Source organism: Collinsella aerofaciens, assembly GCF_015546965.1.
GTDB lineage: Bacteria > Actinomycetota > Coriobacteriia > Coriobacteriales > Coriobacteriaceae > Collinsella > Collinsella aerofaciens_X.
Window position 1 is genome coordinate 40,232 of record NZ_JADMUF010000010.1, and the last position, 25,254, is coordinate 65,485.

The 25,254-nt window shown below is 68.3% G+C and carries 25 protein-coding genes, 1 tRNA gene and 1 pseudogene; 24 read left to right on the forward strand and 3 right to left on the reverse strand.

The window, feature by feature from the left end; translation table 11 throughout:
• Positions 1–6: 6 nt before the first annotated feature.
• The gene (locus tag I1M21_RS07775; protein ID WP_324248733.1) at positions 7–771 is read right to left on the reverse strand and encodes a GntR family transcriptional regulator; all 765 of its coding nucleotides are present in this window, start codon (positions 769–771) and stop codon (positions 7–9) included.
• A 184-nt stretch (positions 772–955) separates the two neighbouring features.
• Between I1M21_RS07775 and I1M21_RS07780 the strand changes: the two genes are divergently transcribed.
• From I1M21_RS07780 to I1M21_RS07795, 4 genes are all read left to right on the forward strand, one after another.
• Positions 956–3,406 (forward strand): PTS transporter subunit EIIC, encoded by a 2,451-nt coding sequence (locus tag I1M21_RS07780; RefSeq protein ID WP_195193122.1) that lies wholly within the window; start codon positions 956–958, stop codon positions 3,404–3,406.
• 125 nt (positions 3,407–3,531) lie between these two features.
• Positions 3,532–4,545, forward strand: a complete 1,014-nt coding sequence (locus I1M21_RS07785; protein WP_271763221.1) for a polyprenyl synthetase family protein — start codon at positions 3,532–3,534, stop codon at positions 4,543–4,545.
• Between the two features lie 138 nt (positions 4,546–4,683).
• A complete protein-coding gene (locus tag I1M21_RS07790; RefSeq protein ID WP_172678006.1) occupies positions 4,684–5,589 on the forward strand; it encodes a peptidoglycan-binding domain-containing protein in 906 nt (301 codons plus the stop codon).
• A 38-nt stretch (positions 5,590–5,627) separates the two neighbouring features.
• A tRNA-Gln gene (locus I1M21_RS07795) sits at positions 5,628–5,699 on the forward strand.
• A gap of 667 nt (positions 5,700–6,366) precedes the next feature.
• On the opposite strand, the pseudogene I1M21_RS10020 reads toward I1M21_RS07795, so the two are convergent.
• Together I1M21_RS10020 and I1M21_RS07810 are read right to left on the reverse strand one after the other, a co-directional pair.
• Positions 6,367–7,113 (reverse strand): annotated as a pseudogene (locus I1M21_RS10020) (recombinase family protein); the annotation flags it as partial.
• 40 nt (positions 7,114–7,153) lie between these two features.
• Positions 7,154–7,540: a helix-turn-helix transcriptional regulator gene (locus I1M21_RS07810; RefSeq protein WP_195193125.1), complete on the reverse strand. Its 387-nt coding sequence runs from the start codon at positions 7,538–7,540 to the stop codon at positions 7,154–7,156.
• A 151-nt stretch (positions 7,541–7,691) separates the two neighbouring features.
• On the opposite strand from I1M21_RS07810, the gene I1M21_RS07815 reads away from it, so the two are divergent.
• The 20 genes from I1M21_RS07815 (at position 7,692) to I1M21_RS07910 (ending at position 25,166) form a co-directional block, all read left to right on the forward strand.
• Positions 7,692–8,003 carry a hypothetical protein gene (locus I1M21_RS07815; protein WP_195193126.1) on the forward strand — a complete coding sequence of 104 codons (312 nt, stop codon included), beginning with the start codon at positions 7,692–7,694 and terminating at the stop codon, positions 8,001–8,003.
• On the forward strand, positions 8,004–8,210 hold the full coding sequence (locus I1M21_RS07820) for a helix-turn-helix domain-containing protein (RefSeq protein ID WP_195193127.1): 207 nt from the start codon (positions 8,004–8,006) through the stop codon (positions 8,208–8,210).
• Positions 8,211–8,452: 242 nt separating this feature from the next.
• Positions 8,453–8,629 (forward strand): hypothetical protein, encoded by a 177-nt coding sequence (locus tag I1M21_RS07825; protein WP_229025691.1) that lies wholly within the window; start codon positions 8,453–8,455, stop codon positions 8,627–8,629.
• The gene (locus tag I1M21_RS07830) at positions 8,614–9,144 is read left to right on the forward strand and encodes a hypothetical protein (protein ID WP_195193129.1); all 531 of its coding nucleotides are present in this window, start codon (positions 8,614–8,616) and stop codon (positions 9,142–9,144) included. The genes I1M21_RS07825 and I1M21_RS07830 overlap by 16 nt, the downstream gene beginning before the upstream one ends.
• Complete coding sequence (locus tag I1M21_RS07835) at positions 9,131–9,667, forward strand: hypothetical protein (protein WP_195193130.1); 537 nt, start codon at positions 9,131–9,133, stop codon at positions 9,665–9,667. The genes I1M21_RS07830 and I1M21_RS07835 overlap by 14 nt, the downstream gene beginning before the upstream one ends.
• 37 nt (positions 9,668–9,704) lie before the next feature.
• Positions 9,705–11,015 (forward strand): ParB/RepB/Spo0J family partition protein, encoded by a 1,311-nt coding sequence (locus I1M21_RS07840; RefSeq protein WP_195193131.1) that lies wholly within the window; start codon positions 9,705–9,707, stop codon positions 11,013–11,015.
• 2 nt (positions 11,016–11,017) lie between these two features.
• Complete coding sequence (locus I1M21_RS07845) at positions 11,018–12,346, forward strand: AAA family ATPase (protein WP_195193132.1); 1,329 nt, start codon at positions 11,018–11,020, stop codon at positions 12,344–12,346.
• Between the two features lie 257 nt (positions 12,347–12,603).
• Positions 12,604–12,867, forward strand: a complete 264-nt coding sequence (locus I1M21_RS09855) for a hypothetical protein (RefSeq protein WP_229025692.1) — start codon at positions 12,604–12,606, stop codon at positions 12,865–12,867.
• Positions 12,818–13,372, forward strand: coding sequence for an ATP-binding protein (locus I1M21_RS07855; RefSeq protein WP_195193134.1), 555 nt, complete (start codon positions 12,818–12,820; stop codon positions 13,370–13,372). The genes I1M21_RS09855 and I1M21_RS07855 overlap by 50 nt, the downstream gene beginning before the upstream one ends.
• A gap of 42 nt (positions 13,373–13,414) precedes the next feature.
• Positions 13,415–13,933 (forward strand): hypothetical protein, encoded by a 519-nt coding sequence (locus I1M21_RS07860; RefSeq protein WP_195193135.1) that lies wholly within the window; start codon positions 13,415–13,417, stop codon positions 13,931–13,933.
• 41 nt (positions 13,934–13,974) lie between these two features.
• Positions 13,975–14,682, forward strand: a complete 708-nt coding sequence (locus tag I1M21_RS07865; protein ID WP_195193136.1) for a hypothetical protein — start codon at positions 13,975–13,977, stop codon at positions 14,680–14,682.
• Between the two features lie 13 nt (positions 14,683–14,695).
• On the forward strand, positions 14,696–16,300 hold the full coding sequence (locus tag I1M21_RS07870) for a DEAD/DEAH box helicase (protein ID WP_195193137.1): 1,605 nt from the start codon (positions 14,696–14,698) through the stop codon (positions 16,298–16,300).
• A 3-nt stretch (positions 16,301–16,303) separates the two neighbouring features.
• Positions 16,304–18,733, forward strand: coding sequence for an AAA family ATPase (locus I1M21_RS07875; RefSeq protein ID WP_195193138.1), 2,430 nt, complete (start codon positions 16,304–16,306; stop codon positions 18,731–18,733).
• A 181-nt stretch (positions 18,734–18,914) separates the two neighbouring features.
• The gene (locus I1M21_RS07880; protein WP_195193139.1) at positions 18,915–19,115 is read left to right on the forward strand and encodes a hypothetical protein; all 201 of its coding nucleotides are present in this window, start codon (positions 18,915–18,917) and stop codon (positions 19,113–19,115) included.
• Entirely contained in the window at positions 19,112–19,534 is a 423-nt protein-coding gene (locus I1M21_RS07885; RefSeq protein WP_195193140.1) for a hypothetical protein, read from the forward strand. Before I1M21_RS07880 ends, I1M21_RS07885 begins: the two co-directional genes overlap by 4 nt.
• Positions 19,535–19,578: 44 nt before the next feature.
• Positions 19,579–19,764 carry a hypothetical protein gene (locus tag I1M21_RS07890; protein ID WP_195193141.1) on the forward strand — a complete coding sequence of 62 codons (186 nt, stop codon included), beginning with the start codon at positions 19,579–19,581 and terminating at the stop codon, positions 19,762–19,764.
• A gap of 532 nt (positions 19,765–20,296) precedes the next feature.
• The gene (locus I1M21_RS07895; RefSeq protein WP_195193142.1) at positions 20,297–21,844 is read left to right on the forward strand and encodes a PBSX family phage terminase large subunit; all 1,548 of its coding nucleotides are present in this window, start codon (positions 20,297–20,299) and stop codon (positions 21,842–21,844) included.
• 3 nt (positions 21,845–21,847) lie between these two features.
• Positions 21,848–23,254, forward strand: a complete 1,407-nt coding sequence (locus I1M21_RS07900; RefSeq protein ID WP_195193143.1) for a phage portal protein — start codon at positions 21,848–21,850, stop codon at positions 23,252–23,254.
• Positions 23,254–24,888 carry a phage minor capsid protein gene (locus tag I1M21_RS07905; RefSeq protein WP_195193144.1) on the forward strand — a complete coding sequence of 545 codons (1,635 nt, stop codon included), beginning with the start codon at positions 23,254–23,256 and terminating at the stop codon, positions 24,886–24,888. The genes I1M21_RS07900 and I1M21_RS07905 overlap by 1 nt, the downstream gene beginning before the upstream one ends.
• Complete coding sequence (locus I1M21_RS07910) at positions 24,885–25,166, forward strand: hypothetical protein (protein ID WP_195193145.1); 282 nt, start codon at positions 24,885–24,887, stop codon at positions 25,164–25,166. The genes I1M21_RS07905 and I1M21_RS07910 overlap by 4 nt, the downstream gene beginning before the upstream one ends.
• Positions 25,167–25,254: the final 88 nt, after the last annotated feature.

Genomic DNA, 25,254 nt, shown 5'->3' on the forward strand with positions numbered 1-25,254 from the left:
AGCCGGCTATCGCTTGGAGTTGACGCGGTAGTGGAAGATCTCAGGATGCATGCGGGCATGCGTGACCTCGAACAAGATGCCGTCCGAGGTGTACGACTGGCTCTCCATGACGGCGACACAGTTGTATTTGCCAAGGTCAAGATAGCTGCAGTCCTCATCGTTGGCAAGCTCGACGCTCACTGTACGGCGACTCGCCATCACCTTGACGCCGCGTTTGTGCTCCAGATAGTCGTAAATTGACTTTGCGGCGATCTCGGGCGTCAGACCCTTGGCGATCGACTCCAAAAAGTAACCATGGTCTACTTGGCGCGCATTGCCGTTAAGGCTTCGGACACGCACCACGCGAATCAACTCCTCGCCCACCTTAAAGCCCAGGCGACGAGAGAGTTGCTCAGTGCAAATCAAATGCTCAAAAGACTTGACCTCGGTCGATGCGACGGCATTGTTGCGCTTTGCAAACTCGCCAAACGACTCAACCTCTTCGAGTGCGCCCAACATGTCGGTTTCGCCCTTAAGCCAAATAACGCGCACGCCCTTGCCGTGTATGGGCTGCACAAACATCCCGTCGGACAGCATACCCAAGGCGCGACGGACGGTATTGCGAGTGCATCCGAACTCCGCGGTCAGCTCGGCTTCGGTTGGCAGCATCTCCTGAAACGCATAGGTCCCATTAATGATGCGCGAGCGTATTTCTCGATAGATTCCTTCGTATATCGCTTTTGGCATTGTTTCACCTCTATATTGTTCATTTCCGGCTAGGCACGATAGCATTTCTTAAAGTTGTTTAAACCGAATATCGGTAAAGCGGCAGGATTTAACCGTTGACGGTTTCTGTCATGCCCAAATCGGTTTCGCTCAAAACTGCCGGTACGACAATCGTCTGGTCCTCTACAATGAATCCATTGTTTAAACGTTTCCCCACGCGCAACGCGCCTCGATATTCGGAAGGCAGAACATGCTGCAAAAAATCCAACGCTTTGGCGGGGCAATGTTCGCTCCCGCCATGCTGTTTTCTATATCAGGCCTCATGGTCGGCGTCTCCGCTCTCGCAACGACTGCGGACATCGTCGGCGATCTCGCCGTATACGGAACCCCTTGGTACGTTTTTTGGACCATCATCCAGCGCGGCTCGTGGACTGTCTTTAAACGCCTCCCGCTCCTTTTTGCCGTAGCGCTGCCCATCGGTCTTGCCCAAAAACAACCGGCTCGTTGCTGCCTCGAGGCTCTCGTCGCCTATTTTGCCTACTGCTTCTTTTTGAGCGAGATCATTAAGCTGAGCGGAGACAACCTTGGACTTGAGTACCCGTCATCTTTGACCTCCGCCAGCGGTATCACCGTCATCGACGGCATCAAGACGCTCGACACCGGCATTATCGGCCCGCTGGCGGTATCGGCAACCGTCGTCGCCATACATGACCGCTTCTACGATGCCAAGGTTCCCGATTGGCTCGGCACCTTCTCGGGCTCCTCGCTGGTCTACCTCATCAGCTTTTTTGCCGTGTTTGCCCTTGCCGCTATCTCGGCCGCCATCGTGCCCTACGTATACGATGTAACCGATGCGCTGCGTCACACGCTTGCAGGCGTCGGTCCCTTTGGCGTGGGCATCTTTGTCTTTTTAGAACGAGCACTCGAGCCCTTTGGCCTGCACCACCTGCTCTACATGCCGATCTACTACGACAACCTGGTCATTAACGACGGCATCTACGCCACGTGGAGCAGCTTGCTCCCCATCCTCTCCCATAGTACGCGCCCCCTTAATGAGCTTGCGCCGTGGGCCGGTTTTACCGCCACCGGCTGGGTCAAGCTCTTTGGCCTTCCTGCCATCGCGGCTGCGTTCTACTCCACCGCAAAACCCGAGCGCCGCGCCGGCCTCAGGGTCATCCTTGTTCCCGCCATCATCGCCTCGGTGGTTTGCGGCGTTACCGAGCCACTCGAGTTTCTCTTTATGTTCACCCACCCCGGGCTCTTTTTGCTCTACGCCGTCTTATCGTCTTGCCTTGCCACAACCATGAATCTCTTTGGCATCGTCGGCATCTTCTCGGGCGGCCTCATGGAGATGGCAGCCTTCAACTTTATTCCGCTCATGCGCACGCATGCCGGTGCCTATCTTTTGGCGCTCGGTATCGGCCTTGCCTTTAGCCTCATCTTTTTTGTTAGTTTTCGAGCACTCATCTTGGTCTATGACCTTAAGACACCGGGCCGCGAGGATCATGTCGCCAATCGCGCGGCAATCGATTGTTTAACGGGAAACGACTTTGCCAAAGAGCAATCCCCCAATGACGAGGTCAATAGTCGATCCGATCAAGATCACGTCCTCGCTGAGCGGGTAATTCAGCTTTTAGGTGGCGTTGGCAATATCGTGGGCGCAACCAACTGCGCCACGCGCCTGCGCGTCGAGGTCGCAGACCCTTCCATCGTTGCAGATAACGCGTCGTTTGTCGCGGTGGGCGCCAAGGGCCTCATCATTACGGGCAAGACCGCCCAGGTGATTATCGGCATCTCCGTTCCCCGCGTTAAAGAGCATTTTGACCAGATCATGGGCCTCGAGCCGGGATTTGTGCCCACCACCTCGGCCTCCCCTGCCGCCAGCGCAGCCCATAAGCGCGGCGACATCTGCTTCTTCGATATCGACGGAACGCTCGCCTGGCAAGACCCCAGGCTCGCCCAAGACCTTCCCGAAGACGAGCGGGACCTCTCCCCCTATCCCAACGAGGCGGTTTCGCAGGCAATCCGCGATTTCGTTGCAAACGGCAACATGGCCTTTATCTGCACAGGGCGCACCCTCAGTTGCATCCACCCCAAACTTCTTGAGCTGCCCTGGACCGGCATCGTCTGTCTTGCGGGCGGTTACGCCGAGATCAACGGACACGCAATTCGCGATCTGTCGATGACGCCCAGTATGCTGCAGCGTCTTGCCCCCTATCTTGAGCAGTCGGGCGAAGTCATCCGCTTTGAGGGCCTCAACGGCGTCGTGCGCATGAGTGCTGATGCCCCCGATGCTCCCGGATACGCGCGCACCCTGGGCGACGCAGTCACGCAGCTGCAACATTACAGTGCCTACAAGATCTTGATGTCTACATCGCTCGCCAACCACATCGCTCAAGATAAGGCACTTGAGCCGCTGTTGTGCTTTAACGAGCTCGAACTCGAGGTAACCGAAATCTCGCCCCGCGAATGCACGAAGCGCGGGGGCATCCAGTCTGTACTCGACGCCCTCGATCCCCACCATGGAACCGTATACGGCATCGGCGACGCCAGCAATGACGTCTCGCTGATGAACGCCGTCGATGTCGGTATCGCCATGGGCAATGCGCCAGACTATCTCAAAAAGCGCGCCGACTACATCACCGACTCGGTCGACAAAGATGGCGTCGTCAAGGCGCTCGAGCACTTTAGGCTTATATAAGCAGCCGGCACGCGCACGCGTCCCGTTTCTCCAAATCGCCAAAACAGACGCGCCGGCAACTCCAATGTGGCAATATGGTATCTGCACACCGCAACGATGTAACCCAAGAAAGAATGCGAGAACCCGTGTCCAGTCCGTTTACCAGCTTTTTAGCCCAGCACTTTGACCAGATTAACGACTATCTGGCCACGTTCTTTGACGGACAGGCGACCTCTGCCGATATCGAGCGCTACCTGTACGCGCCGCTCTCGGCTTTTACGGCCAACGCCGGCAAGCGCCACCGCCCGCTTATCTGTATGCTCGCCGCAACCGCAGTGGGCGGCAGCTTTGAGGGCGCCCGCAGCGCCGCGGCAGCCATCGAGCACTTCCAGTCGGGCGCGCTGATCCACGACGACATCGCCGACAACGGACAGCTTCGTCGAGGCAAGCCCTGTATGCACCTTACCGAGGGCACGGGCCTTGCCATCAATTGTGGCGACCTGGCGCTCACCATGGTCACCAAGACGGTTCTCGACGACCCCACGCTGGAGTCCGACGTGAAGCTGCGTGTGCTCCACGAGCTTACCGAGATGATCGTCCGCACCATCGAGGGTCAAGCGCTCGACCTGGGTTGGGTCCGTGACGGGCGCTTTGATATCTCGGTTGATGACTACCTGGACATGGCGACGCACAAGACCGCGTTTTACAGCGGAGCCACGCCGCTTGCCGCCGGAGCCATTATCGGCGGCGGCAGCGATGAGCAAATCGAAGCGCTGCGCGCCTTTGGCCTGCATACGGGCCTTGCCTTTCAGATTCAGGACGACCTGCTCAACCTTGTCGGCACTAAGGAAGCCGCCAACAAGGACTTCCGCACCGACATCACCGAGGGCAAGCGCACGCTTGTCGCCGTTCATGCCCTCTCTGATGAGCGCTACCACGACGAGGTCGAGGCGATTCTTTCCTCGGGCACCGATGATCCCGCGCAGCTCGCACGCGCCGTGGAGATCTTCCAGGAGACCGGCTCCATCGATTACGCCCACACTTACGCGCTCGACCTGACCGCTAAGGCCAAAGCGGCCATCGAGAACGTTGAGCTTGATCCGCACGCACGCGAGCTGTTCCTCTCCATGGCAGATTTCTTTGTGGAGCGCCTTAACTAACGGGGGTTATAAAACCTGTCAGCAGCGTATTTAGGCACAACTTGCTACACTGTTGAGTGCATGTTTATGCATCCCTTTGCGTTGTCTATCCGACAGACGCTCAAATAGTACGAATGGTACGCCGAAAGGGGTTCGTTCATGGAACCTATTACAACGGGCATGCAAGGAGCAGCCGTCGAGGACGTGCAGTCTCGTCTCCTGCAGCTCGGCTACACGATTGATGCCGCCGAAGTCACCGACAAGTACTTTGGAGCCACCACTGAGCAGGCCGTCAGCACCTTCAGGCTCGACAGCGGCCTTGCTGCCGGTCACGCCGTCGATATCCCCTGCTGGAGCGCCCTTGTAGACGCTTCGTATAAGCTGGGCGACCGCACTCTCTATCTGCGCATGCCCAATTTCCATGGCGCCGATGTGCAGGCCCTGCAGCGCGCTCTCAACGTTTTGGGCTTTGCCTGTGGCGAAGACGACGGCTACTTTGGTCCGCATACCGAGGCCGCCCTGCAGCAGTTCCAGGAAAATGTCGGCCTGTTTGCCGACGGCATGGCCTTCCAGGACACCTACGCCTACATCAACCGCCTGCACCATGTGTGGGAGGGCAAGCCCTCGGTCACCGAAGCCGAGTCCCGCATCGGTTTTGCTCGCGCCGCCAACGTGCTCGAGCGCTTCCAGATTGCCGTCATCGGTGAGGACCCCATCGCGCGCAGCGTTGCATCGCGCATGTGGAACATCGCCACGGCGACGACCGATAGTAGCGGCATGATGCTTTGCGATTCCGAGGTTCCGACCGACGTGGACCTGGTACTCGAAATTGCAAGCGATGAGCTGCCCGCAGATGCAGCGCCGCGCGCCACGATCGCCCTCGCCGAGTGCCATAACCTGGCCCAGCGCATCCGCACTGCCAATGTCGCCGCGCAGCAGAAGCCAGCACGCATTCGCATTGAGCTCACGGGCATGACGCGCTACAACGGCACCTTCACGGCCAGCGACGCGCAGACACTCGCCGTACGCCTGCTCGATGGCGTTTGCGATGCCCTCGCAGATTAGGTAAACTAAACGAGTTGCTTTTGGGCAACACCACACATTGGGACGTAGTTCAACGGTAGAACTCCGGTTTTTGGTGCCGGCTGTTGGGGGTTCGAATCCCTCCGTCCCAGCCCCGAGATACTTACGCGAACCCCTGCCGGGACCGTCCGGCGGGGGTTCCTTTTTGTCGAACGTGAACTCCGCGGTGAGCGTGCCGGCGGCGCGGTCCACCACCACGCGGCGCACGAACAGCCGCACGGCCTCCAGCGGGTCGGAGCGCCCCATGACGCGGCGCACCCAGAACTCCACCTGGTCGGCGTCCAGCGCCCCCATGCCGGCCCGCGCGTCGGCCACCTCGGCCTCCAGCGCCGCCCGCTCGTCGGACAGCGCGTTCAGCTTCTCGGCCACGGCGTCCACCGCGCCGGTCTTCGCGGCGAGGTCCACCATGTGCGACTGCTCGCGGGCGTTCTGCCCCAGTCTCTTCTCCATGGCGCGCACGGCGGCGAGGTCGTCGGCCAGCGCCGCCTCCTGCTCGGCCATGACGTCGGCCACGATGCCCTCCACGGCGCCGTCGTCGGCGGCCAGGGCGTCGGCCACCATGCGGGCCACCTCGGCCTCCAGCGCGTCGCGGCGCACCTGGTGGCCGGTCGCCGGGCAGCGGTAGTACGTGTACTTCCTGCCCGACTTCCCGTGGCCGCTGCTGGACTGGCAGCGGTGGCCCTCCGAGTCGAACAGCTTCCCCGACAGCAGGTAGTCCACCGTGGACCTCCTCCTCCTGGTGCGCAGCGCCAGGCGCCGCTGCACGGCGTCGAACTCGTCGCGCGGGATGATCGCGGGCATGCCGCCCTCCACCACCGTGTCCCCGTAGCGGTACACGCCGGCGTACTTGTCGTTGCGCAGCATCTTGCCCACCGCCTGCACGGTGAGCGGGCCGCCGCCCTTCGAGCGCACGGCCGGCAGCGCCCCGATGATGGCGCTGAACGGCTCGCCCTGCTGGTACATGGCGAACACCCGGCGCACCGCGGCCGCCTCGCCCTCGTTGACGACGTAGCGGCCGTCCGGCCCGTGGTCGTAGCCGAACACCCGGATGCCGTTGTGGCGGCACTTCATGGCGTTGCCCGCCAGCCCGCGCCGCACGTTCTCGGAGAGGTTCGCGCTGTAGTACTCCGCCAGCCCCTCCAGCATCGACTCCAGCAGGATGCCGTCCGGGCCGTCCCCGGTGCGTTCCGTGGCGCTCACGAGCCGCACGCCGGCCTGCTTCAGGCGGCGGCGGTACACGGCCGCGTCGTAGCGGTTGCGCGCGAAGCGGTCGAGCTTGTACACGTACACGGCCGAGAACAGGCCCCTCTGGGCGTCGGCCACCATGCGCATGAACCCGGCGCGGCGGTCCGTGGTCGTGCCGGTCGTGGCGCGGTCCTCGTAGACGTGCCCCACGGCGTCGCCGGCCGCCTCGATGGCCGCGCGGCACACCCTCACCTGGTCCTCGATGGACTCCTCGCGCTGGCCCGCGCTGCTGTAGCGGGCGTAGATCGCCGCCGTGGCCATGGCCGGGCGCCTCCCCTCACTTCAATCGAATACCGCCGGACTACTCCCCGCCGGCGTTGGCCGGGTCGCGCGCCAGCGACGTGGCCACGCTGTGCAGCACGTGCCGGCCGTTCTCGTTCATCGCCTCGTAGGCGTCCTCGATGGCCTCCAGGCGCTTGTCTATCACGCGCACAGGTTTTGGCTCCGGTTCGTCCGGTATCCCCATGGCGGCGGCAATGACGCCTGGTGCGGCGAGGTCATACCCGTATAGCTCCGAAACGGTTACGCCGAAGAAGTCGGCCAAACGCTTTACTTCGGAGCTTTTCTGCGGCTGGTTCTTGCACTGTTCCCAGTTTCTATACGTCCCGGGATTCACGCCCAGCTGCTCGGCGGCTTCTTTTTGCGAGAGGTTGGAGCGCTTCCTGATCGCTTTTAGCTCGTAAAGCATGCGATTTTCACCGCCTATCTGTGTACCTACTACATGACCTCGATTATAAATTGCAAATTATTAGTTGACTAGTACACGGATTCTTTGTATCTTACAGATGCAACAAGTTCGTGTACTACTACACGAACACAACCTACCGAGAGGAGAAGCAATGGACGAGAAGTACAGCCCGAGCTGCGAGGCCATGACGCCGGAGATGATCACCTTCGCACTGGCGGAGAACGGGTGCATGGAGGAGACGCACAACTCCATCACCTCGCGCATCAACGCGAAGTGGGGCTTCGACATGTTCGCCATGAAACTCATGGAGTCCGACATGTGCCAGCCCTTCGAGATGGGCGGCAAGACGTACTACGCCTGCGCAAGCATCCGCTTCACCGTTCGCGGCGTCGGCTGGGCCACGGACTTCGAGACCATCGTGCGCGCGCCCGAGTGGGACGACGACAAGGAGAAGGAGGAGTAGATGAACGGGAAGCTGATGAAGGAGCGCCGCCGCGCGCTGGGCATGACCCAGATGCAGCTGGCGGTGGCCGTGGGCGCGTCGAGCGTGGCCATGGTCAGCAGCTGGGAGCGCGGGTGCACCGTGGCCAGCGTGCCCAAGCTGAGGAAGCTGGCGGAGGTCCTGGGCGTGACCATGGAGCAGCTGCTGGAAGACGGGGAGGACGAGTAGCGATGGCGGAGGTGATCGTATATGGGCGCCACAGCCGCGGAGCGTCGGGCGGCGCTGACTGCCGCAAGGTCCGCGTTCGCCCTGCCGGAGGTCCGGCGGGAGTACGAGAGGTGGAGGGCCGAGCGCGCGGAAGCCGCCAAGCACAGCGCGCCCAGTCCCCTGAAGAGACCCGCGTGAGCGGGTACCCGCAAGTATCGCACAGGCGCGCCGAGTTCTGGCGCACGGTCCGCACGGCGCTGGCCGTGGCCCTGCTCGTCGCGCTCGCCGTGGGGCAGGCGTGGCAGCTCGGCTACACGCAGGGCACGGCGGCCGGCTACGGCGAGGGCCGCGTGGACGGCATGGAGCGGGCGTACGAGCGCGGATACTCCGCCGCCGTCTCCGACTACCAGGGGGGTGTGGCGGAATGGGCGAAGGAGTAGAGGCCGTCGAGGCCATCGTGGCCATCGACCCCGGGTCGCTCCACACGGGCGTGGTCCACATGACGCGGCGCCGCGTGCTCGACTCGCGCACGTTCGCCTTCAAGGAGGGCTGCGGCGCGGACAACGACCTGCTGGACGCGCGCTGCGAGGAGATCTGGACGCTGCTCCGGAGGTTCCTGGAGACCCACGAGCACGGGCCGGTCGTGATGGAGGGCTTCGTCCCCTACCCCGGGCGCTGCAGCGGCACCAAGGGCTCGCACCAGACGCCGTGGCTGTGCGGCCAGCTGCTGGGCCACCTGCGCGAGGCCGGCGAGGAGGTCGTCCTGCAGACCAGCAGGCAGGTGCTCAACCCCAAGACGCGCGGCAACGCCGCGTGGACCGTCGACTGGCTGCGCAACAGGCAGCAGTTCTACCAGGGGCAGGGGCTCGTGACCAACGAGCACGAGCGCAGCGCCTTCGCCCACGGCTGGTACTACCTGCACACCGGCGAGGGCGCGCCAAATGAGGAGGGGTGAGCAGTGCCGCCCCTGGACCGCCTCCGAGGAGCGCAGGCTGGCCGAGATCGCCGGCACCATGCCGAGGCGCGAGGTGGCCAGGGCGCTGCGGAGGTCCAACGAGGCCGTGCGCCAGAAGGCGTCCCGCATGGGCGTGAGCCTGCGCCACTGGGAGCCGAGGTGCTCCGAGACGTGCCCGGCGTGCGGGATGGCCCGCACCGAGCTGAGGGCGAGCGGAACCTGCCGCCCGTGCGAGCTGAGGGCGCTGGTTGCCCGCGCGGAGTCCGAGACGGCCGAGGCCATGGAGCGCCTGGGGCCGGCCGACCGCGCCGTGTACGCGTCCACCGAGACGAGGCTGCAGAGCGCACCGGACCCGAGGCCCGCGCCTCCCCGAACCGAGGGCATGACGCCCTACCGCGCCGCGAGGGCGCGCGACGCCTACGACGAGGCGCTGGAGCGGTGGGAGGTGAGGACGCTCACCAGGCTGCTGAAGGCGAGGCGCCGACGCCTCGAACGCATGATTAAAAAAATCTCAAATCAATGACACAAACGCATTTTCCCAGCTAGGAGGAGTAGAAAACATGCAACTGAAGAGAGTAAAGACCGAGGACGTCTACCCGAGCGAGGGCAACCCCCGCCGCGACTTCGGCGACCTCGACGCGCTGGCCGCCAGCTTCGCGCTGAACCCCGCGCACCCCGGCGAGCCCATGACCCCGCCGCTGCTCGTGCAGGACGGCGGCGTGTACCGCATCGTCGACGGCGAGCGCCGCTGGCGCGCCATGCGCAAGGCCGGCACGGCCGAGTTCGACGCCGTGGTGTGCGAGGACTGGGGCGACGCCGACGCCGCGCTGGCGATGCTGGCCACCGACGACAAGAAGCCGCTGGACGACGCCGAGCGCAGCCGCGGCGCGCAGCGCTGCCTGCTGCTGGGCGTGGAGCCCGAGAAGGTCGAGCGCGCCGTGCGCAAGAAGGGCATGGCCCGCGTGCGCCGCGTGGCGTCCGAGATCGGCGCCGAGGCCGAGACCATGAGCCTGGACCACCTGCTGGCCGTGGCCGAGTTCACCGGCCAGCGCTCGGTCCGCGTGGCGAACGCGAGCGAGGGCGAATGGGCGCGCGTGGCCAGGGAGTGCCGCCGCGAGGTCGAGAGCGAGCGCATAGTGGCCGCCTTCGACGAGGCCGCCGAGCGCCTGGGCGTCGAGCTGCACGGCCAGAAGTCCTTCGACACGGCCGGCTACGCCTACGACTGCCGCGCCGACAACCCCGAGGCGTTCGAGGACAAGGCCGCCGACGACCCGGAGGGGGCCGCGTGGGTGCTGGTGCTGCCGACGGTGGCCGTGCCGTACGCCTACCGCTACGTGCCCGCCGACACCGAGGAGAAGGCGGCCGCGGCGAGGCTGCGCGAGGACGCCGACCGCATGGAGACGACGTGCCGCGAGGCGGCCGGCTCCATGTTCGCGCACCTCGCCGAGCGCCTGCTGGAGGGCGACTACCCGGAGCACGCCATGGCCAAGGCCGCCGCGTCGTTCCTGGGCGACCCCGACAACAGGTGGTCGGCCTACACGGAGGCGTCCGAGGCCCTGGACGCGGCGGGCTACGACGGCACGCGCCCGGACGGCCGGATCACCGGCATGTGCGGGGCCTACGCGCTCCACGACTGGCTCGGCGACGCGGTCCCGGGCGGCGGCGTATGGATGTGCGTGGCCGGCGGCCAGCCCGGCGGCACCGTGCAGGCGCCCGTCGCCGTCGCGGCGTGGCTGGAGGCCGTGGCCGCGGCCGTCGAGGACGGCTGGCGCATGGGCGCGGGCCAGATGCAGCTGGTGGCCGAGGCCAAGGCGTGGCTGGAGGCCGTGCGCGAGAGCGAGAACAAAAACGAGAACGAGGAGGAGAAGTAGAGATGGTCAAGATCGCATCGGTCGAGGCCGAGAACGTCAAGAGGGTGAAGGCGGTCTACCTGGAGCCGCGCGCCGAGGGGCTGACCGTGATCGGCGGCCGCAACGGGCAGGGCAAGACCAGCCTGCTCGACGCCATCGGCTGGGCGCTGGGCGGCGACAAGCTGCGCCCGTCCAACGCGGCCCGCGAGGGCGCGGCGAGCGCCCCGGCGCTGCGCGTGGTGCTGGACAACGGCATCGTGGTGGAGCGCCGCGGCAAGAACGGCTCGCTGAAGGTGACCGACCCTTCCGGCCGCAAGTCCGGCCAGGCGCTGCTGAGCTCGCTGGTGGACCGCCTGGCGCTCGACCTGCCGCGCTTCATGGAGTCGAGCGACAAGGACAAGGCCGAGACGCTGCTGTCCATCCTGGGCGTGGGCGACCGCCTCGCCGAGCTGGACGCCAAGGCGAGCAGCGTCTACAACCAGCGCCACGACGTCGGCGTGATGGAGCGCCAGAAGCGCGCGAGCGCCGAGGAGATGCAGTTCTGGCCGGACGCCCCGGCCGAGGAGGTCGACGCCGCCGAGCTGATCGCCGCGCAGTCCGCCATCCTCGCCCGCAACGGCGAGAACCAGCGCAAGCGCAACGAGGCGTCCGCCATCCAGGCGCGCCTCGCCGTCGCGCGCTCGCAGCTGGCCGCGCTGGAGCAGCAGGAGGCCCAGATCAGGCAGGCCGTGGACGCCAAGACGGCCGAGGTCGACGCGCTGGCCGGCGACGCCGCGACGGCGAGCAAGGACGCCGCGCAGCTGCACGACGAGTCCACCGACGAGCTGCAGGCGCAGCTGGCCGCGGCCGACGCCGTGAACGAGAAGGTGCGCACCAACGCCCGCCGCGCCCGCGCCATGGCCGAGGCCGACGAGCTGAAGTCCCAGTACGACGACCTGGACGCCGAGATGGACCGCATCCGCGCCGAGCGCACGGACCTGCTGCGCGGCGCGGACCTGCCGCTGCCGGGCCTGTCCGTCGACGAGGAGGCGCGCCTGACCTACGGCGGCCAGCCGTGGGACTGCATGAGCGGCAGCGAGCAGCTGAAGGTGGCCACGGCCATCGTGCGCCGCCTGAAGCCGGAGTGCGGCTTCGTGCTGGTCGACAAGCTGGAGCAGATGGACCTGCAGACGCTGGCCGAGTTCGGCGCGTGGGCGGAGTCCGAGGGCCTGCAGGTCATCGGCACGCGCGTGTCCACCGGCGGCGAGTGCAGCCTGGTGATTGAGGACGGCCGCGGGCAGCTCGGCGGCGAGCCCGGCGGCGCTGAGAAGGCCGAGGCGCCCGTCGCGCCGGCCGGATGGGAGATCAGGTAATGGGGGCCTTCATCGACCTGACGGGGCGCAGGTTCGGACGGCTCACTGCCATTAAGCGCGTCGGCACCGTCCGTGGAAAAGCCGCTTGGCTTTGCAGGTGCGACTGCGGCGGGAAAGCCACCGTACCGTCATCCTCGCTAACGAGCGGCAACACACGCAGCTGCGGATGCATCCACTCGGAACAGGTGACGGCCAGGAACAGGGCGCGCGCAACGCACGGTGGCGGCAGATCGCGGCTGTATGGCATATGGCACTCAATGAAGCAGCGCTGCTACGACAAGGCGCGCAAGGACTACGCCAACTACGGCGGGCGCGGCATCCGCGTATGCGACGAGTGGCTGCACGATTTCGGCGCATTTCGCAACTGGGCGGAATCAGCCGGCTATAACCCCGACGCGCCTTATATGGCCTGCACTTTGGACCGTATCGACGTGAACGGCGACTACTGTCCGGACAACTGCAGGTGGGCAGATGCAAAAACACAGGCCAACAACAGGAGGAACAACAATGCTGAACATTAGCCGCGGGGCGACCATCCACCCGCAGAAGGTGACGATTTACGGTCCCGAAGGCGTCGGCAAGACCACGCTGGCCGCGCAGTTCCCCGACCCGCTGTTCATCGACACCGAGGGCGGCACCGAGGGCTACGACGTGGCCCGCACCCAGGCACCGCAGAGCTGGACGGCGCTGAAGGACCTCGTGCGCGCCGTGGCCGCGGAGCGCCCGTGCGGCACGCTGGTGCTGGACACGGCCGATTGGGCCGAGCGCCTGCTGTGCGCCGAGCTGTGCGCCAAGAACAAGTGGGCGTCCATGGAGGCGCTGAACTACGGCAAGTGCTGGCAGTACGCGCTGGAGGAATTCGGCCGCCTGCTCGACCTGCTCACCGACGTGCGCGACGCCGGCATGAACGTGGTGGTGACCGCGCACGCGACCGTGAGCAAGTTCGACCAGCCCGACGAGGCGGCGAGCTACGACCGCTGGACCATGAAGATGTACAAGAAGGACGCCGGCCTGCTGAAGGAGTGAGCGGACGCGCTGCTGTTCGTCAACTACAAGACCGTCGTCGAGATGGTCGGCGAGGGCTTCAGCGCCAAGGGCAAGGCGCGCGGCGCCAAGCGCACCATCTTCACGACGCACCACGCCGCCTGGGACGCCAAGAACCGCTGGGGGCTGCCCGACGAGGTGCCGCTGGGCTACGAGGCCATCGCGCCGCACGTGCCCTCCCCCACGGCCCCGCAGCCGGCCGCTGCCGCGGCACCCGCCACGGCGCCCGCCGCGGCCCCGACACCCGCCCCGGCACCGGCACCGGCACCCCAGCCGGCACCCGCGGGCGACGCCCCGGCGAGCATCCCCGGCACGGAGGGGCTGCCCGCGTTCTGGGCTCCGGCCGTCCAGCTCATGGAGCGCGACGGCGTCACGCCCGACGAGGTGCGCGGCTTCGCGGTGCTGCAGGGCCACTTCACGCCCGACACGCCGCTGGCCAACTACCCGGCCGACTACGTCGCCGGCCTGATCGTCCCGCAGTGGGACGCGGTCAAGGCCAAGGTGGCCGAGTACCGCGCCGCCGAGGACGTGCCCTTCAACTAGCAGAGAGCCGCCGAGGGCGGCGAGAGAGAAAGGATTGAGAGATGGCAGAGATGCAGGACGTGGCGCTCGACTGGGACGTGTGCGAGGCGGACCCGGACGACGGGCAGTACGGCGGATGGACGCTGCTGCCCGAGGGCTTCTACCCCTTCCGCGTCGAGAAGATGGAGCGCGAGCGCTACCAGGGCTCGCAGAAGATGCCGCAGTGCCCCATGGCCAAGCTCACGCTGTCCGTGACCGGCGCCGACGGCCGCGACACGACGGTGCAGCAGCGCCTGTACATCACGCGCAACCAGCTGTGGAAGGTCTCGCGCTTCATGGAGGCCGTGGGCCGCGGCCGCAACGGGGCCGGCAAGGTGATCATCGACTGGGGCGGCATCGAGGGCACGGGCGGCTTCGTCAAGCTGAAGGTGCGCTCCTACACCGGCCGCGACGGCCAGGAGCGCCAGACCAACGACGTCGAGTGGTTCGTCAAGCCCGAGGAGTATCAGGAGGCGTGGGAGTCCTACGACGCCGCCTGCAGGGCCGCGGCCGCGCAGGCGGCCCCGGCGGCGCAGCAGCAGGCCGCCGGATACGCCCCCGCGCCGGGACAGCAGCCCGCCGGATACGCCCCGCAGGCGTCCCAGGCGGCCCAGAACGGCGCGTTCGCGCCCGCGCCGCAGTACTCGCCCGCACCGGGCGCACCGGCCCCGCAGACGGCCTCACAGGGCGTCCAGCAGCAGGCGGCCCCCGGCGCCTGGGGCATCCAGTAGGGAGGCGGCACCCGTGGAGCTGAGACCCTACCAGCAGGCCGCGCGCGAGGCCATCGAGCGCGAGTGGGATGGGGGCCGGGCGCGCACGCTCCTGGTCCTCCCCACGGGGTGCGGCAAGACCGTGGTCTTCTGCACCGTGGCCAAGGACGTCGTGGACGCGGGCGGCCGCGTCCTGATACTCGCCCACCGCCGCGAGCTGCTGCAGCAGGCCGCCGACAAGCTGCGCGCCGCCACCGGGCTGGGCTGCTCGGTCGAGCGCGCCGAGGAGACGAGCGCGGGCAGCTGGTACCGCGTGACCGTCGGCAGCGTGCAGACCCTCATGAGGCCCAAGCGCCTGGCGCGCTTCGCCCCCGACCACTTCGACGCCATCGTGGTCGACGAGGCGCACCACGCGCTGTCCGACTCCTACCAGCAGGTGCTGGGGCACTTCCCCGGCGCCAAGGTCCTGGGCGTGACCGCCACCGCCGACCGCGGGGACAAGCGCGACCTGGGCCAGTACTTCGAGAGCGTGGCCTACGAGTACACGCTGCCGACCGCCATCCGCGAGGGGTACCTGTGCCCCGTCCGCGCCGAGACCGTGCCGGTGGCCATCGACCTGGCCGGCGTCAGGGTCTCCTCCGGCGACTTCGCGGCCGGCGACCTGGGCACGGCGCTGGACCCGTACCTGGGGCGCATCGCCGACGAGATGGCCGCGGCCGGGTGCATGGGCCGCAAGACCGTGGCCTTCCTGCCGCTCGTGGCCACGTCCAAGAAGTTCGCGGCGGCGCTCGCGGAGCGCGGCTTCGACGCCATGGAGGTGAACGGCGACAGCCCCGACCGCGCCGAGACGCTGGCGCGCTTCGACGCCGCCGGCCCCGGCGCGGTGCTGTGCAACTCGATGCTGCTCACCGAGGGCTGGGACTGCCCCAGCGTGGACTGCGTGGTGGTCCTGCGCGCCACCAAGGTGCGCAGCCTGTACGTGCAGATGGTGGGCCGCGGCACCCGCCTGAGCCCGGCCACCGGCAAGGCCGACCTGCTGGTGCTCGACTTCCTGTGGATGACCGAGCGCCACGACCTGTGCCGCCCGGCGCACATCGTGGCCAGGTCGCCCGAGGTGGCCGAGCGCATGACCCAGATCGCCGGGGCCGCCGGCGGGCCGGTCGACCTGGGCGCCGTGGAGCGGCAGGCGTCCGAGGACGTCGTGCGGCGGCGCGAGGAGGCGCTGGCCGAGCAGCTGGCGTCCATGCGCAAGCGCAAGCGCGCGCTGGTGGACCCGGTGCAGTTCGCCATGAGCATCCGCTCGGAGGACCTGGCCGGCTGGGAGCCCGCGTTCCCCGCCGAGCTGGAGCCGCCGACGGACAAGCAGCTGGCGGCGCTGGAGCGCTACGGCATCTTCCCGGACGCCGTGGAGTGCCGCGGCAAGGCCAGCCTGCTGCTGGACCGCCTGGCGCAGCGCCGCCGCGAGGGGCTGGCCACGCCCAAGCAGATACGGCGGCTGGAGTCCTACGGCTTCCGCGCCGTGGGCACGTGGCCGTTCGAGGCGGCCAGCAACATGATCGGCCGCATAGCGGCGCAGGGCTGGCGCGGCGTCCCGCGCGGCGTCGACCCGGCGACCTACGACCCGAGGAACGGGGTGTAAGAGATGGACGACTACGGATACGGCGGCGGCAGCCTGCTGGAGGACGACCTGCAGGGGCTGCTGGACGCCGTGGACCCCGCGGGGCTGGACTACCGCGGCTGGGTGGACGTCGGCATGGCGCTGGCGGCCGAGGGCGTGCCGTGGGAGGTCTGGGACGCGTGGAGCGCCCGCGACGCCGCCCGCTACCACGCCGGCGAGTGCGAGCGCAAGTACCGCACCTTCCGCGCCGGCGGCGACGGCCGCGTGAACGGCGGCACGCTCGTGCACATGGCCATGGAGGCCGGCTACGAGCCTCCCGCCTCCGAGGACGTGGCGCTGGACTGGGACGTGTGCGAGGCCGACCCGTGGGACGGCCCCGTGCCGGGCGGAGCGCGCGACTGGCGCACGACCCGCCCGCAGGCGGCGCCCGCGGCCAAGCCGGCCAACGTCGTCGTGGACCCCACGTGGCTGGAGTCCGACGAGCTGCGCGAGCCCGACGCGGCGGACTGGCACCCCGGCGAGCAGCTCACGCGCTACCTGTCCGCGCTGTTCGACCCCGAGGACGTGGTGGGCTACGTCACCGAGGCGTTCGAGCGCGACGGCCGGTGGACGCCGGCGGGCAAGGGCATCTACACCCGCACCGCCGGCGAGCTGATCGAGAGCGTGGCCAAGTACGGCGACGACCTAGCCAGCTCCATCGGCACGCCCAACCCCGAGAGCGGCGCGTGGATTCGCTTCAACCCGCTGGACGGCGGCGGCGTGCGCAACGACAACGTGGCGGAGTTCCGCTACGCGCTCGTGGAGTCCGACGAGATGGCGCCGGGCCGCCAGATGGCCGTCATGCGCGCCCTGGAGCTGCCCATCGCCGCCGTGGTCCACAGCGGCAACAAGTCCGTGCACGCCATCGTGCGCGTCGACGCCAAGGACTACGACGAGTACCGCCGCCGCGTCGACTTCCTGTACCGCACGTGCGCGGACAACGGCCTGAAGCTCGACACCCAGAACAAGAACCCGTCCCGCCTGTCCCGCATGCCCGGCGCCATGCGCGCCGGCCGCAGGCAGTGGATGGTGGCGGGCTCCATGGGCAGGGCGAGCTGGAAGGAGTGGCGCGAGTGGCTGGAGGAGCAGAACGACGACCTGCCCGACCCCGAGACGCTGGCCGCCACGTGGGACGACCCGCCCGAGCTCGCGCCGCCGCTGATCGAGGGCGTGCTGCGCCAGGGGCACAAGATGCTGCTGGCAGGTCCCTCCAAGGCCGGCAAGAGCTTCGCCCTGATCGGCCTCACCGTGTCGCTGGCCGAGGGCCTGCCGTGGTTCGGGTGGAGGTGCGCCCAGGGCCGCGTCATGTACGTGAACCTGGAGCTGGACCGCGCCAGCTGCCTGCACCGCTTCCGCGACGTATACGCCGCCATGGGCGCCGAGCCGCGCAACCTGGAGAACGTGTGCATCTGGAACCTGCGCGGCCGCTCCAAGCCCATGGACCAGCTGGCGCCGGCGCTCATACGACGCGCGGCCAAGGAGCGCCCCATCGCCGTCATCATCGACCCCATCTACAAGGTGATCACCGGCGACGAGAACAGCGCCGACCAGATGGCCGCCTTCTGCAACCAGTTCGACCGCGTGGCCGACAGCCTGGGGTGCGCCGTCATCTACTGCCACCACCACTCCAAGGGCGCGCAGGGCGGCAAGCGCTCCATGGACCGCGCGTCCGGCTCGGGCGTGTTCGCCCGCGACCCCGACGCGCTGCTCGACATGCTGGAGCTGCACGTCTCCGACGAGCTGCGCGCCCAGCTGGAGGCGCGGCGCGTCGGCGGCTGGTGCGAGGCGTGGATGGACGCCAACGCCGCCGCGCTCGGCGACTGGCGCGCCTCCGTGCCCGACGACGCCCGCGCGGCCGGCGGCGACGCGATGGTCTCGGCGTGCCGCTCGCGCGTCGAGGCCGTGCGGCCGGAGTGGGCCGGCGCGTTCCTGGACGGCGTGGTGGCCGCGCGCCGGTCGGCCCGCGCCATGACGGCGTGGCGCGTCGAGGGGACCCTGCGCGAGTTCCCGCGCTTCGAGCCGGTGAACCTGCTGTTCGACTACCCCATGCACCGCATCGACGCCACCGGCGCGCTCGCCGACGCCAGCCCCGAGGGCGAGGAGCTGGGCCGCATGGACTACCGCGCCCAGGGCCGCGAGCGCAAGGCGAGAAACGACGCCCGCAAGCAGTCCGAGAAGCTGGAGGCGCTGCGCGAGGGCATGGCCGCCTGCGCCGAGGACGGCGTGGACGCCACCGTGGCCAACGTGGTCGAGCGCATGCCCGAGGTCGGCGGCAGGGCGCCCACCGAGGGGCAGGTGAAGAACTGGGTGAAGGCCGACAAGAACGACTGGTGCCCGATCATCTCCGAGGGCGGCAGGGGCAAGCCCGGCGTGCTGCGCGACCCCGAGATGGAGGCGGCCATGACCGGCTGGTAGTTAGGTTAGGTCGGACTATACCTAAAGGTATAAGAGTGACCTAACCAACCTAACGGCAAGACCTAGGGTTACGGGGGACGTGCGTGCGGGCCAAGGCCGCGCCCGCACTCGTGCGCGACGGCTCCCGCCCCCGCAACCTAGGAATCATGCAAGAGATAAGAACGAACGAGAGGAACGAGAGATGAAGGTATACAAGTGCGACCGCTGCGGGGCGTACGTGGAGCAGCGCGCGCTGGAGCTCCTGCGCATGCCGTACCGCGGTATCTGGAGGATAGGGCGCCGCGGGCACCTGTGCCCGGAGTGCGCCGAGGGCTTCGGTCGCTGGTGGGCCGCGGGGAAAAGGACAAGGGACGAGAGGAAGGAAGAGGTGACCGGGCGATGAGGGTGGACGTACCCGGGCGCGGCGCCGTGGATATCCGCCGCGTGGCGATAGTGGGGCCGACCTGGACCGACCTCGAAATGTTCAGCGAGACGTGCGGGCTGCTGCAGGAGACGGCGTACGCCTCGGCGGGGGACGCCGACCCCATCCGGTTCGGCTGGCTCCCGTGGCACCCGACCATGGACGACGGCCACAGGCGCCGGCAGATGGTGCACGACCTGGCCGCCGAGTGGTCCGACTGCAGCCCGTGCATCGACGGCGTGTGCCTGCTGGAGGGATGGCGCACCGACGGGGACGCCGCCTTCGCGGCCGCCGTGGCGAACACGTGCGGCGCCGTGGTCAAGGACCTGAAGTGGTGGCTCGACGCCCTCGCGCCGGACGCCGCGCAGGAGGCTGCCGGAGAGGAGGCGAGCGGGCAGTGAGGACGATCGAGTACGAGTGCGGGCGCTGCGGGAGGCGCACGGCCATGGAGCCGGACGGCGGCGAGGTCGAGCTGCTGGGCGGCGGGGCCGCCGGCTGCGCGCTGGCCGCGGAGAACCTGCTGGAGCTGCTGCGCGGTCTGCCGGACTCGCTGGCGCGGACGCTGGCGGTGAGGGCCGCCGAGGAGTGCGCGCTGTGGATAGACGAGCTGGAAGGAGAGGACGAATCATGACGAACGGTACGGAGAGGCCCAAGCGCAGGCCCAGCATCGAGGTGCGCTGCCCCAAGTGCGGGACGCGCACGGTGTGGCACAGGCTGCCCAGGGCCGGCGACGAGTGCCGCTGGTGCGGGCACGCGTTCGGCGACTTCAAATGGCACGAGACCAGGGGGGTGCGCGGTGGACGGGGGACCGAATAGGGGCTGCCTGCTGGTGCTGCTGGCGGCGCTCGCCGTCGACCTCATGGTGCTGCGCGGGTGCATGGCGCTCGCCGCGGCGCTGGCGGGGTAGCGGGCGACAACAACCGGATACTGTGGGCACGCCGGGCGGGCTGGGCCCGGCGGGTCTCCTCCACGGGGCCGTCCTTCGGGGCGGCCCCTTCGCTTTTGGCGACACGTGCCCGACACTGCCGCCCATGGGAAGCAACAGGACCGACATACTCACGCCCGCGCAGGAGGCGTACGCCCGCGAGAGGGCGAAGGGGGCCACGCAGCGCGCGGCCTACCGCGCCGCATACCCCGGCTCCGCGAAGTGGAAGGACAGCGCCGTGGACAGCGCGGCGTGCCGCCTGGAGGCCACCGGCAAGGTATCGGCAAGGCTGAGGGCCCTGCAGGAGGCCGCCGCCCGCGCCGCCACCGTCACGCGCGCCGAGATCATCGACGCCCAGGGGCTGCTGCTGCGCAAGGGCCGCGAGGCCGTGGAGCGGCACTCGCTGGCGGACAAGGAGATGGCGCCCGCCGTCAAGGCGCTGGCCGACGCCTCCGACCGCCTCATGGAGTGGCTGCCCGACGAGGCGCCCGGGGAGGGCGCGGCGTTCGTGCGGGACTTCGCGCTGCTGCTGGCCCCGCCGTTCCTGGAGCCGCACCGCATGATCGCCGGCGGCCACCGCGGCGATATATGGCTGGCCGGCGGCCGAGGCTCCACCAAGTCCTCGTTCTGCTCGCTGGAGGTCGTGAGGTACATCGAGACGCACCCCGACCAGCACGCCGTCGTGCTCATGAAGCGCAAGGCGGACCTGCGCGACGCGGCCTACGCCCAGGTGGTGTGGGCCATCCGCGCGCTGGGGCTGGAGGACGGGTACGACATGCCCGAGTCCACGCTGCGCATCACCAGGAAGGCCACGGGGCAGAAGATCATCTTCCGCGGCTGCGACAACGCCAACAAGATCAAGTCGATAAAGGTGCCGTTCGGCTACGTGGGCTGCGCGTGGTTCGAGGAGGCAGACCAGTTCGCCGGCATGGCCGAGATACGCAAGGTCACGCAGTCCCTCACGCGAGGCGGCGAGGGCTGCGTGCGCCTGTACTCGTTCAACCCGCCGCGCTCGGCGCGCTGCTGGGTCAACGCCGAGATGGAGCGCCGCGAGGCCGCGGGCCTGCCCGTGTTCCGCTCGACCTACCTGGACGTGCCGCCGGAGTGGCTGGGCGGGCAGTTCATCGAGGACGCCGAGAGCCTGAAGGCTGCCGACGAGCGCGCGTACCGCCACGAGTACCTGGGCGAGCCGGTGGGCATCGGCACCGAGGTGTTCGACAACGTGGTGTTCAGGGCCATCACGGACGACGAGGTGGCGCAGTTCGAGCGCCTGCGCTTCGGCCAGGACTTCGGCTGGTACCCGGACCCGTGGGCCGTCACCGGCAGCGAGTGGCGCCCCGGCGGCCGCGCGCTGCTCACCTTCTGCGAGGACGGCGCCAACAAGCTGCCGCCCGACGGGCAGGCCGAGCGCGTCAGGGAGCTGCTCACGTGGGACGGCGGCGACGGGCGTCCGGCCTACCACCACCTGCCGGTGCTGTCCGACGACGCCGACCCAACGGCCATCGCCGTGCAGCGCGACCACGGCGTCAACGCCAGGGCGGCGGGCAAGGGCAAGCCGGGCCGCATGGCCTCGTACCGCTTCCTGCAGTCGCTGTCCGAATGGGTCATCGACCCGGAGCGCTGCCCGAGGCTGGCCGCGGAGGTGCGCGCGCTGGAGTACGCGCAGACGCCGGACGGCGAGGTGCTCAACGAGATACCCGACGGGAACGACCACTGGGTGGACGCTACCCGCTACGCAACGATGGACGAGGCGCGCAGGGCGCGCGGATACAGGAAGGTGGCATAGGGCATGGCAGTGGACGAGTTCAGCGTGCCGGCGCACGTGACCAAGAAGCTGAAGGAGCTGGGGTACGCCGTCGACACCTCGATGGACACATACATCCAGTCGTGGTTCGACTGGTACAGCGGCGGGGACGACTGGTACCGGGACAGCTACACCGACCTGCAGGGGCGCCGCCGCACCCGCAACCGCATGAGCATCCGCCCCGCCAAGCGCGTGGCGTCCGAGTGGGCCAGCCTGCTGATCACCGACGACACGCAGGTGAGCGTGGAGGCCGACGCCGCGAACAAGTGGCTGCAGGACTGGCTGGACCGCGCCAACTTCTGGCCCACCGGCCAGATGGTCGTGGAGAAGGCGTTCGCGCTGGGCACCGCCGCGTGGGCGCTGTGGCTGGACGTGCGCGACGAGGGCGCCGAGCTGAAGGTGCGCCGCTACGACGCCCGCATGGTGCGCCCGCTGTCATGGGACGAGGAGGGCGTGAGCGCGTGCGCGTTCGTCACCCGCGCCGCCGTCGCCGGCAAGCGCGTCGACCAGCTGCAGGTGCACGCGCCGGACCTGGAGACCGGCACCTACCACATCAGCACCTACCTGTTCAGCGAGGGCGAGGAGCAGGACGCGGAGGCCGCAGGCGTGATCGCCGACTTCGACACCCTGCAGGACTGCCCCACGTTCGGCATCATCCGCCCCGCGCTGGAGAACACCGTGGTGGACCTGTCACCGTTCGGCCAGTCCGTGTTCGCCGACGCGCTCGACGCCATCAAGGCCGTGGACCTCGCCTACGACTCCATGTTCCAGGAGGTCGAGCTGACCGCCGCCAAGGTGTTCGTGGACGAGAGCATGGTCGACGTGCGCAGCGAGAACGGCAAGGTCATACCCTCGCCGCGCATCGAGGGCCGCCTGTTCCGCCGCCTCGCCGGCCAGGACCCGACCAAGAACCTGATCAGCATCTACAGCCCCGAGATACGCGTGGAGCCGCTGCGCTCCGCCTTCGACATGGCGCTCGCGGAGCTGGGCGACCTGTGCGGCTTCGGCCAGCAGTACTTCGCGCTGGACAGGTCCGGCGGCCTGAAGACGGCCACCGAGGTGGCGGCCGACAACTCCGCGCTCATGCGCAACGTGCGCAAGCACGAGAACGTGCTGCGCGGCGCCGTCCAGCGCGTCGTGACGAGCCTGCTCAACTGCGCCCGCATCCACTGCGGCGCGGCCATCGAGGAGGACTTCGGTGCCGTCAAGGTCCAGTTCGACGACAGCGTGATCGCCGACACCCAGACCGAGAAGAACATGGCGCTGGCCGAGATAGCCGCGCTGGGCGTCCCGGAGCTGAAGCAGCGCTACCTGATCGACTGGCACGGCTTCAGCAAGGAGGAGGCGGCCGCGGCCGTGCCCTCCGCCCAGCTGCTCGACGAGGGCTTCTGATGCTGTCCCCCGAGGCGCTGGAGGAGGCCGGCGAGGCGCTGGCGCGCGTGTACCGCGGCATAGAGGCCGACATGCTGGACTACCTGGTGGACCTCATGCTGGCCGGCGGCGGCGTGACCTCCAGGAGCGTGACGGCCGCGGCGCTGCTGGGCCAGACCCACGCCGACGAGCTGCGCCGCATCATCGAGGGCCACGCCGGCGAGGTGGACGCCGAGCTGCGCGTCACCGTCGAGAAGTTCATGAGGGCGTCCGACGCCGACGACATGGAGCGCCTGGGCAGGCCCGGCACGGAGAAGGAGTGGCCGCGCCAGATGGACGCCACCGTGCGCGGGCTCGCCGCCATCCTCCAGCGCGACAACCTGCACATGGAGCAGGGCGCCCTCGACGCGTTCCTGTCCGCGTCCACCGAGGCCATCGCCCGGGTGAACTCCGGCGCCTCCACGGCCGAGCAGGCGCTGCACCGGGCCGTGCGCAGGCTGGAGCGCGACGGCGTGAGCGTGGTGCAGTACCGCGACGCCGCCGGCAACCTCACCGTGCGCAACCGCGTGGACGTGGCCGTGCGCCGCCACGTGCGCACCCAGATCGCCCAGGACGGCGCCCGCATGACCGCGAGGGCCATGGACGAGTACGGCGTGCAGCTGGTCGAGGTCTCCAGCCACCCCAACGCGCGCCCGAGCCACGCCGCGTGGCAGGGGCAGGTGTACGGCTGGCGCGGCGCCGTGAGCATCGACGGCCGCTCGTACGAGGGGCTGGAGGCCGCCACGGGCTACGGATCGGTGGACGGCCTGCTGGGCGCCAACTGCCGCCACTCGTTCGGGCCGTACCTGCCGGGCGCGCCGCGCGCCTACGAGCGCGACCCCAAGCACGCCAGCGGCCTGCCGGGCGAGGAGGTCTACAGGCTGGAGCAGAGGCAGCGCGCCGGGGAGCGCGCCATCCGGGAGGCCAAGCGCGAGCTGGCCGGCGCCCGCAAGTGCTACGACGCCTCCCCCACCAACGAGTCGCTCGTGGAGGTGGTGAGGGCGCAGGACCTGCTGACCCGCCGGCAGGAGGCCATGCGCAGGCTGGTGAAGGAGTCAAACGCCAAGAGCCTGACCGGGCACCCGGTGCTCCACCGCCACCCCGCGCGCGAGTGGGCCGGGGACATGCCGAGGGTAACGCTGTCCGTGAGCGCGAGGACCAAGCAGCGGGCGCGTGAGACCTTCAAGCTGATGGAGGCGTGCGCGAAGAAGCGCCGCCCCATCTACGACAACGGCGCGCTGGGGCACGTGGCGAGAACGGCGTACGGCAAGATGGGCAAGGAGAAGGGCTATATCGTCGTGTGCCATGGCGCCCCTTCGTTCGTCGACCTCCTGGGCCAGCGCTCCGACCACAAGGTGCTAGCAGACGTGATCAGGGCGCGCGACGACTACGAGGACGGTACGCCCGTGCAGCTCATGGCGTGCTCGACCGGCAAGGCGCCAAAAAACGGCAGCCCGTGCTTCGCGCAGCGCCTGGCGGACGAGCTGGGCGCGCCCGTCACCGCACCCGACGGTACGCTGCAGGTTTACAGCGACGGCAGGCTTGAGGTCGGGGACAGTCCGGGGGATAATACAGGCGAGTTCATAACGTTCCAGCCGAGGGAGGGGAAGAAGTGAGAGGCATAGCGACGACCGATTACGCCAAGGGCACGGACTTCCCGACCAAGGCGCTGGCGGAGAAGGACAAGGTGCTGGCGTTCATGCGAAAGCAGGCGCCGTTCTGCGCGACTGCCGGGCGCTTCCAGGACGCAGTCACGGGCAAGACGGTATACGACAGCGCGTGGGGCTGGTACAGGCGCGGCGGCTGGCAGTGGAGCGACCGTGACGCCTACCACGTCGAGAAGTACGACCTGGAGCTAGAGCCCGAGTTCGTGAACTACGCGCTGAGCCACTAGCGGACAACACAGACAACCGAACAGAACGAGGCGAGGGCCGTCCGCAGGGGCGGCCCTTCCTTTTGGCGGGCGACACGTGCCCGACCAT

Excerpts from the sequence above, each read along its gene's own strand:
- I1M21_RS07775 (WP_324248733.1), bottom strand. The coding sequence starts at position 771 with ATGCTATCGTGCCTAGCCGGAAATGAACAATATAGAGGTGAAACAATG.
- I1M21_RS07780 (WP_195193122.1), top strand. The coding sequence starts at position 956 with ATGCTGCAAAAAATCCAACGCTTTGGCGGGGCAATGTTCGCTCCCGCC.
- I1M21_RS07790 (WP_172678006.1), top strand. The coding sequence starts at position 4,684 with ATGGAACCTATTACAACGGGCATGCAAGGAGCAGCCGTCGAGGACGTG.
- I1M21_RS07810 (WP_195193125.1), bottom strand. The coding sequence starts at position 7,540 with ATGCTTTACGAGCTAAAAGCGATCAGGAAGCGCTCCAACCTCTCGCAA.
- I1M21_RS07815 (WP_195193126.1), top strand. The coding sequence starts at position 7,692 with ATGGACGAGAAGTACAGCCCGAGCTGCGAGGCCATGACGCCGGAGATG.
- I1M21_RS07820 (WP_195193127.1), top strand. The coding sequence starts at position 8,004 with ATGAACGGGAAGCTGATGAAGGAGCGCCGCCGCGCGCTGGGCATGACC.
- I1M21_RS07830 (WP_195193129.1), top strand. The coding sequence starts at position 8,614 with ATGGGCGAAGGAGTAGAGGCCGTCGAGGCCATCGTGGCCATCGACCCC.
- I1M21_RS07835 (WP_195193130.1), top strand. The coding sequence starts at position 9,131 with ATGAGGAGGGGTGAGCAGTGCCGCCCCTGGACCGCCTCCGAGGAGCGC.
- I1M21_RS07840 (WP_195193131.1), top strand. The coding sequence starts at position 9,705 with ATGCAACTGAAGAGAGTAAAGACCGAGGACGTCTACCCGAGCGAGGGC.
- I1M21_RS07845 (WP_195193132.1), top strand. The coding sequence starts at position 11,018 with ATGGTCAAGATCGCATCGGTCGAGGCCGAGAACGTCAAGAGGGTGAAG.
- I1M21_RS09855 (WP_229025692.1), top strand. The coding sequence starts at position 12,604 with ATGAAGCAGCGCTGCTACGACAAGGCGCGCAAGGACTACGCCAACTAC.
- I1M21_RS07855 (WP_195193134.1), top strand. The coding sequence starts at position 12,818 with ATGCAAAAACACAGGCCAACAACAGGAGGAACAACAATGCTGAACATT.
- I1M21_RS07860 (WP_195193135.1), top strand. The coding sequence starts at position 13,415 with ATGGTCGGCGAGGGCTTCAGCGCCAAGGGCAAGGCGCGCGGCGCCAAG.
- I1M21_RS07865 (WP_195193136.1), top strand. The coding sequence starts at position 13,975 with ATGGCAGAGATGCAGGACGTGGCGCTCGACTGGGACGTGTGCGAGGCG.
- I1M21_RS07875 (WP_195193138.1), top strand. The coding sequence starts at position 16,304 with ATGGACGACTACGGATACGGCGGCGGCAGCCTGCTGGAGGACGACCTG.
- I1M21_RS07880 (WP_195193139.1), top strand. The coding sequence starts at position 18,915 with ATGAAGGTATACAAGTGCGACCGCTGCGGGGCGTACGTGGAGCAGCGC.
- I1M21_RS07885 (WP_195193140.1), top strand. The coding sequence starts at position 19,112 with ATGAGGGTGGACGTACCCGGGCGCGGCGCCGTGGATATCCGCCGCGTG.
- I1M21_RS07890 (WP_195193141.1), top strand. The coding sequence starts at position 19,579 with ATGGAGCCGGACGGCGGCGAGGTCGAGCTGCTGGGCGGCGGGGCCGCC.
- I1M21_RS07900 (WP_195193143.1), top strand. The coding sequence starts at position 21,848 with ATGGCAGTGGACGAGTTCAGCGTGCCGGCGCACGTGACCAAGAAGCTG.
- I1M21_RS07905 (WP_195193144.1), top strand. The coding sequence starts at position 23,254 with ATGCTGTCCCCCGAGGCGCTGGAGGAGGCCGGCGAGGCGCTGGCGCGC.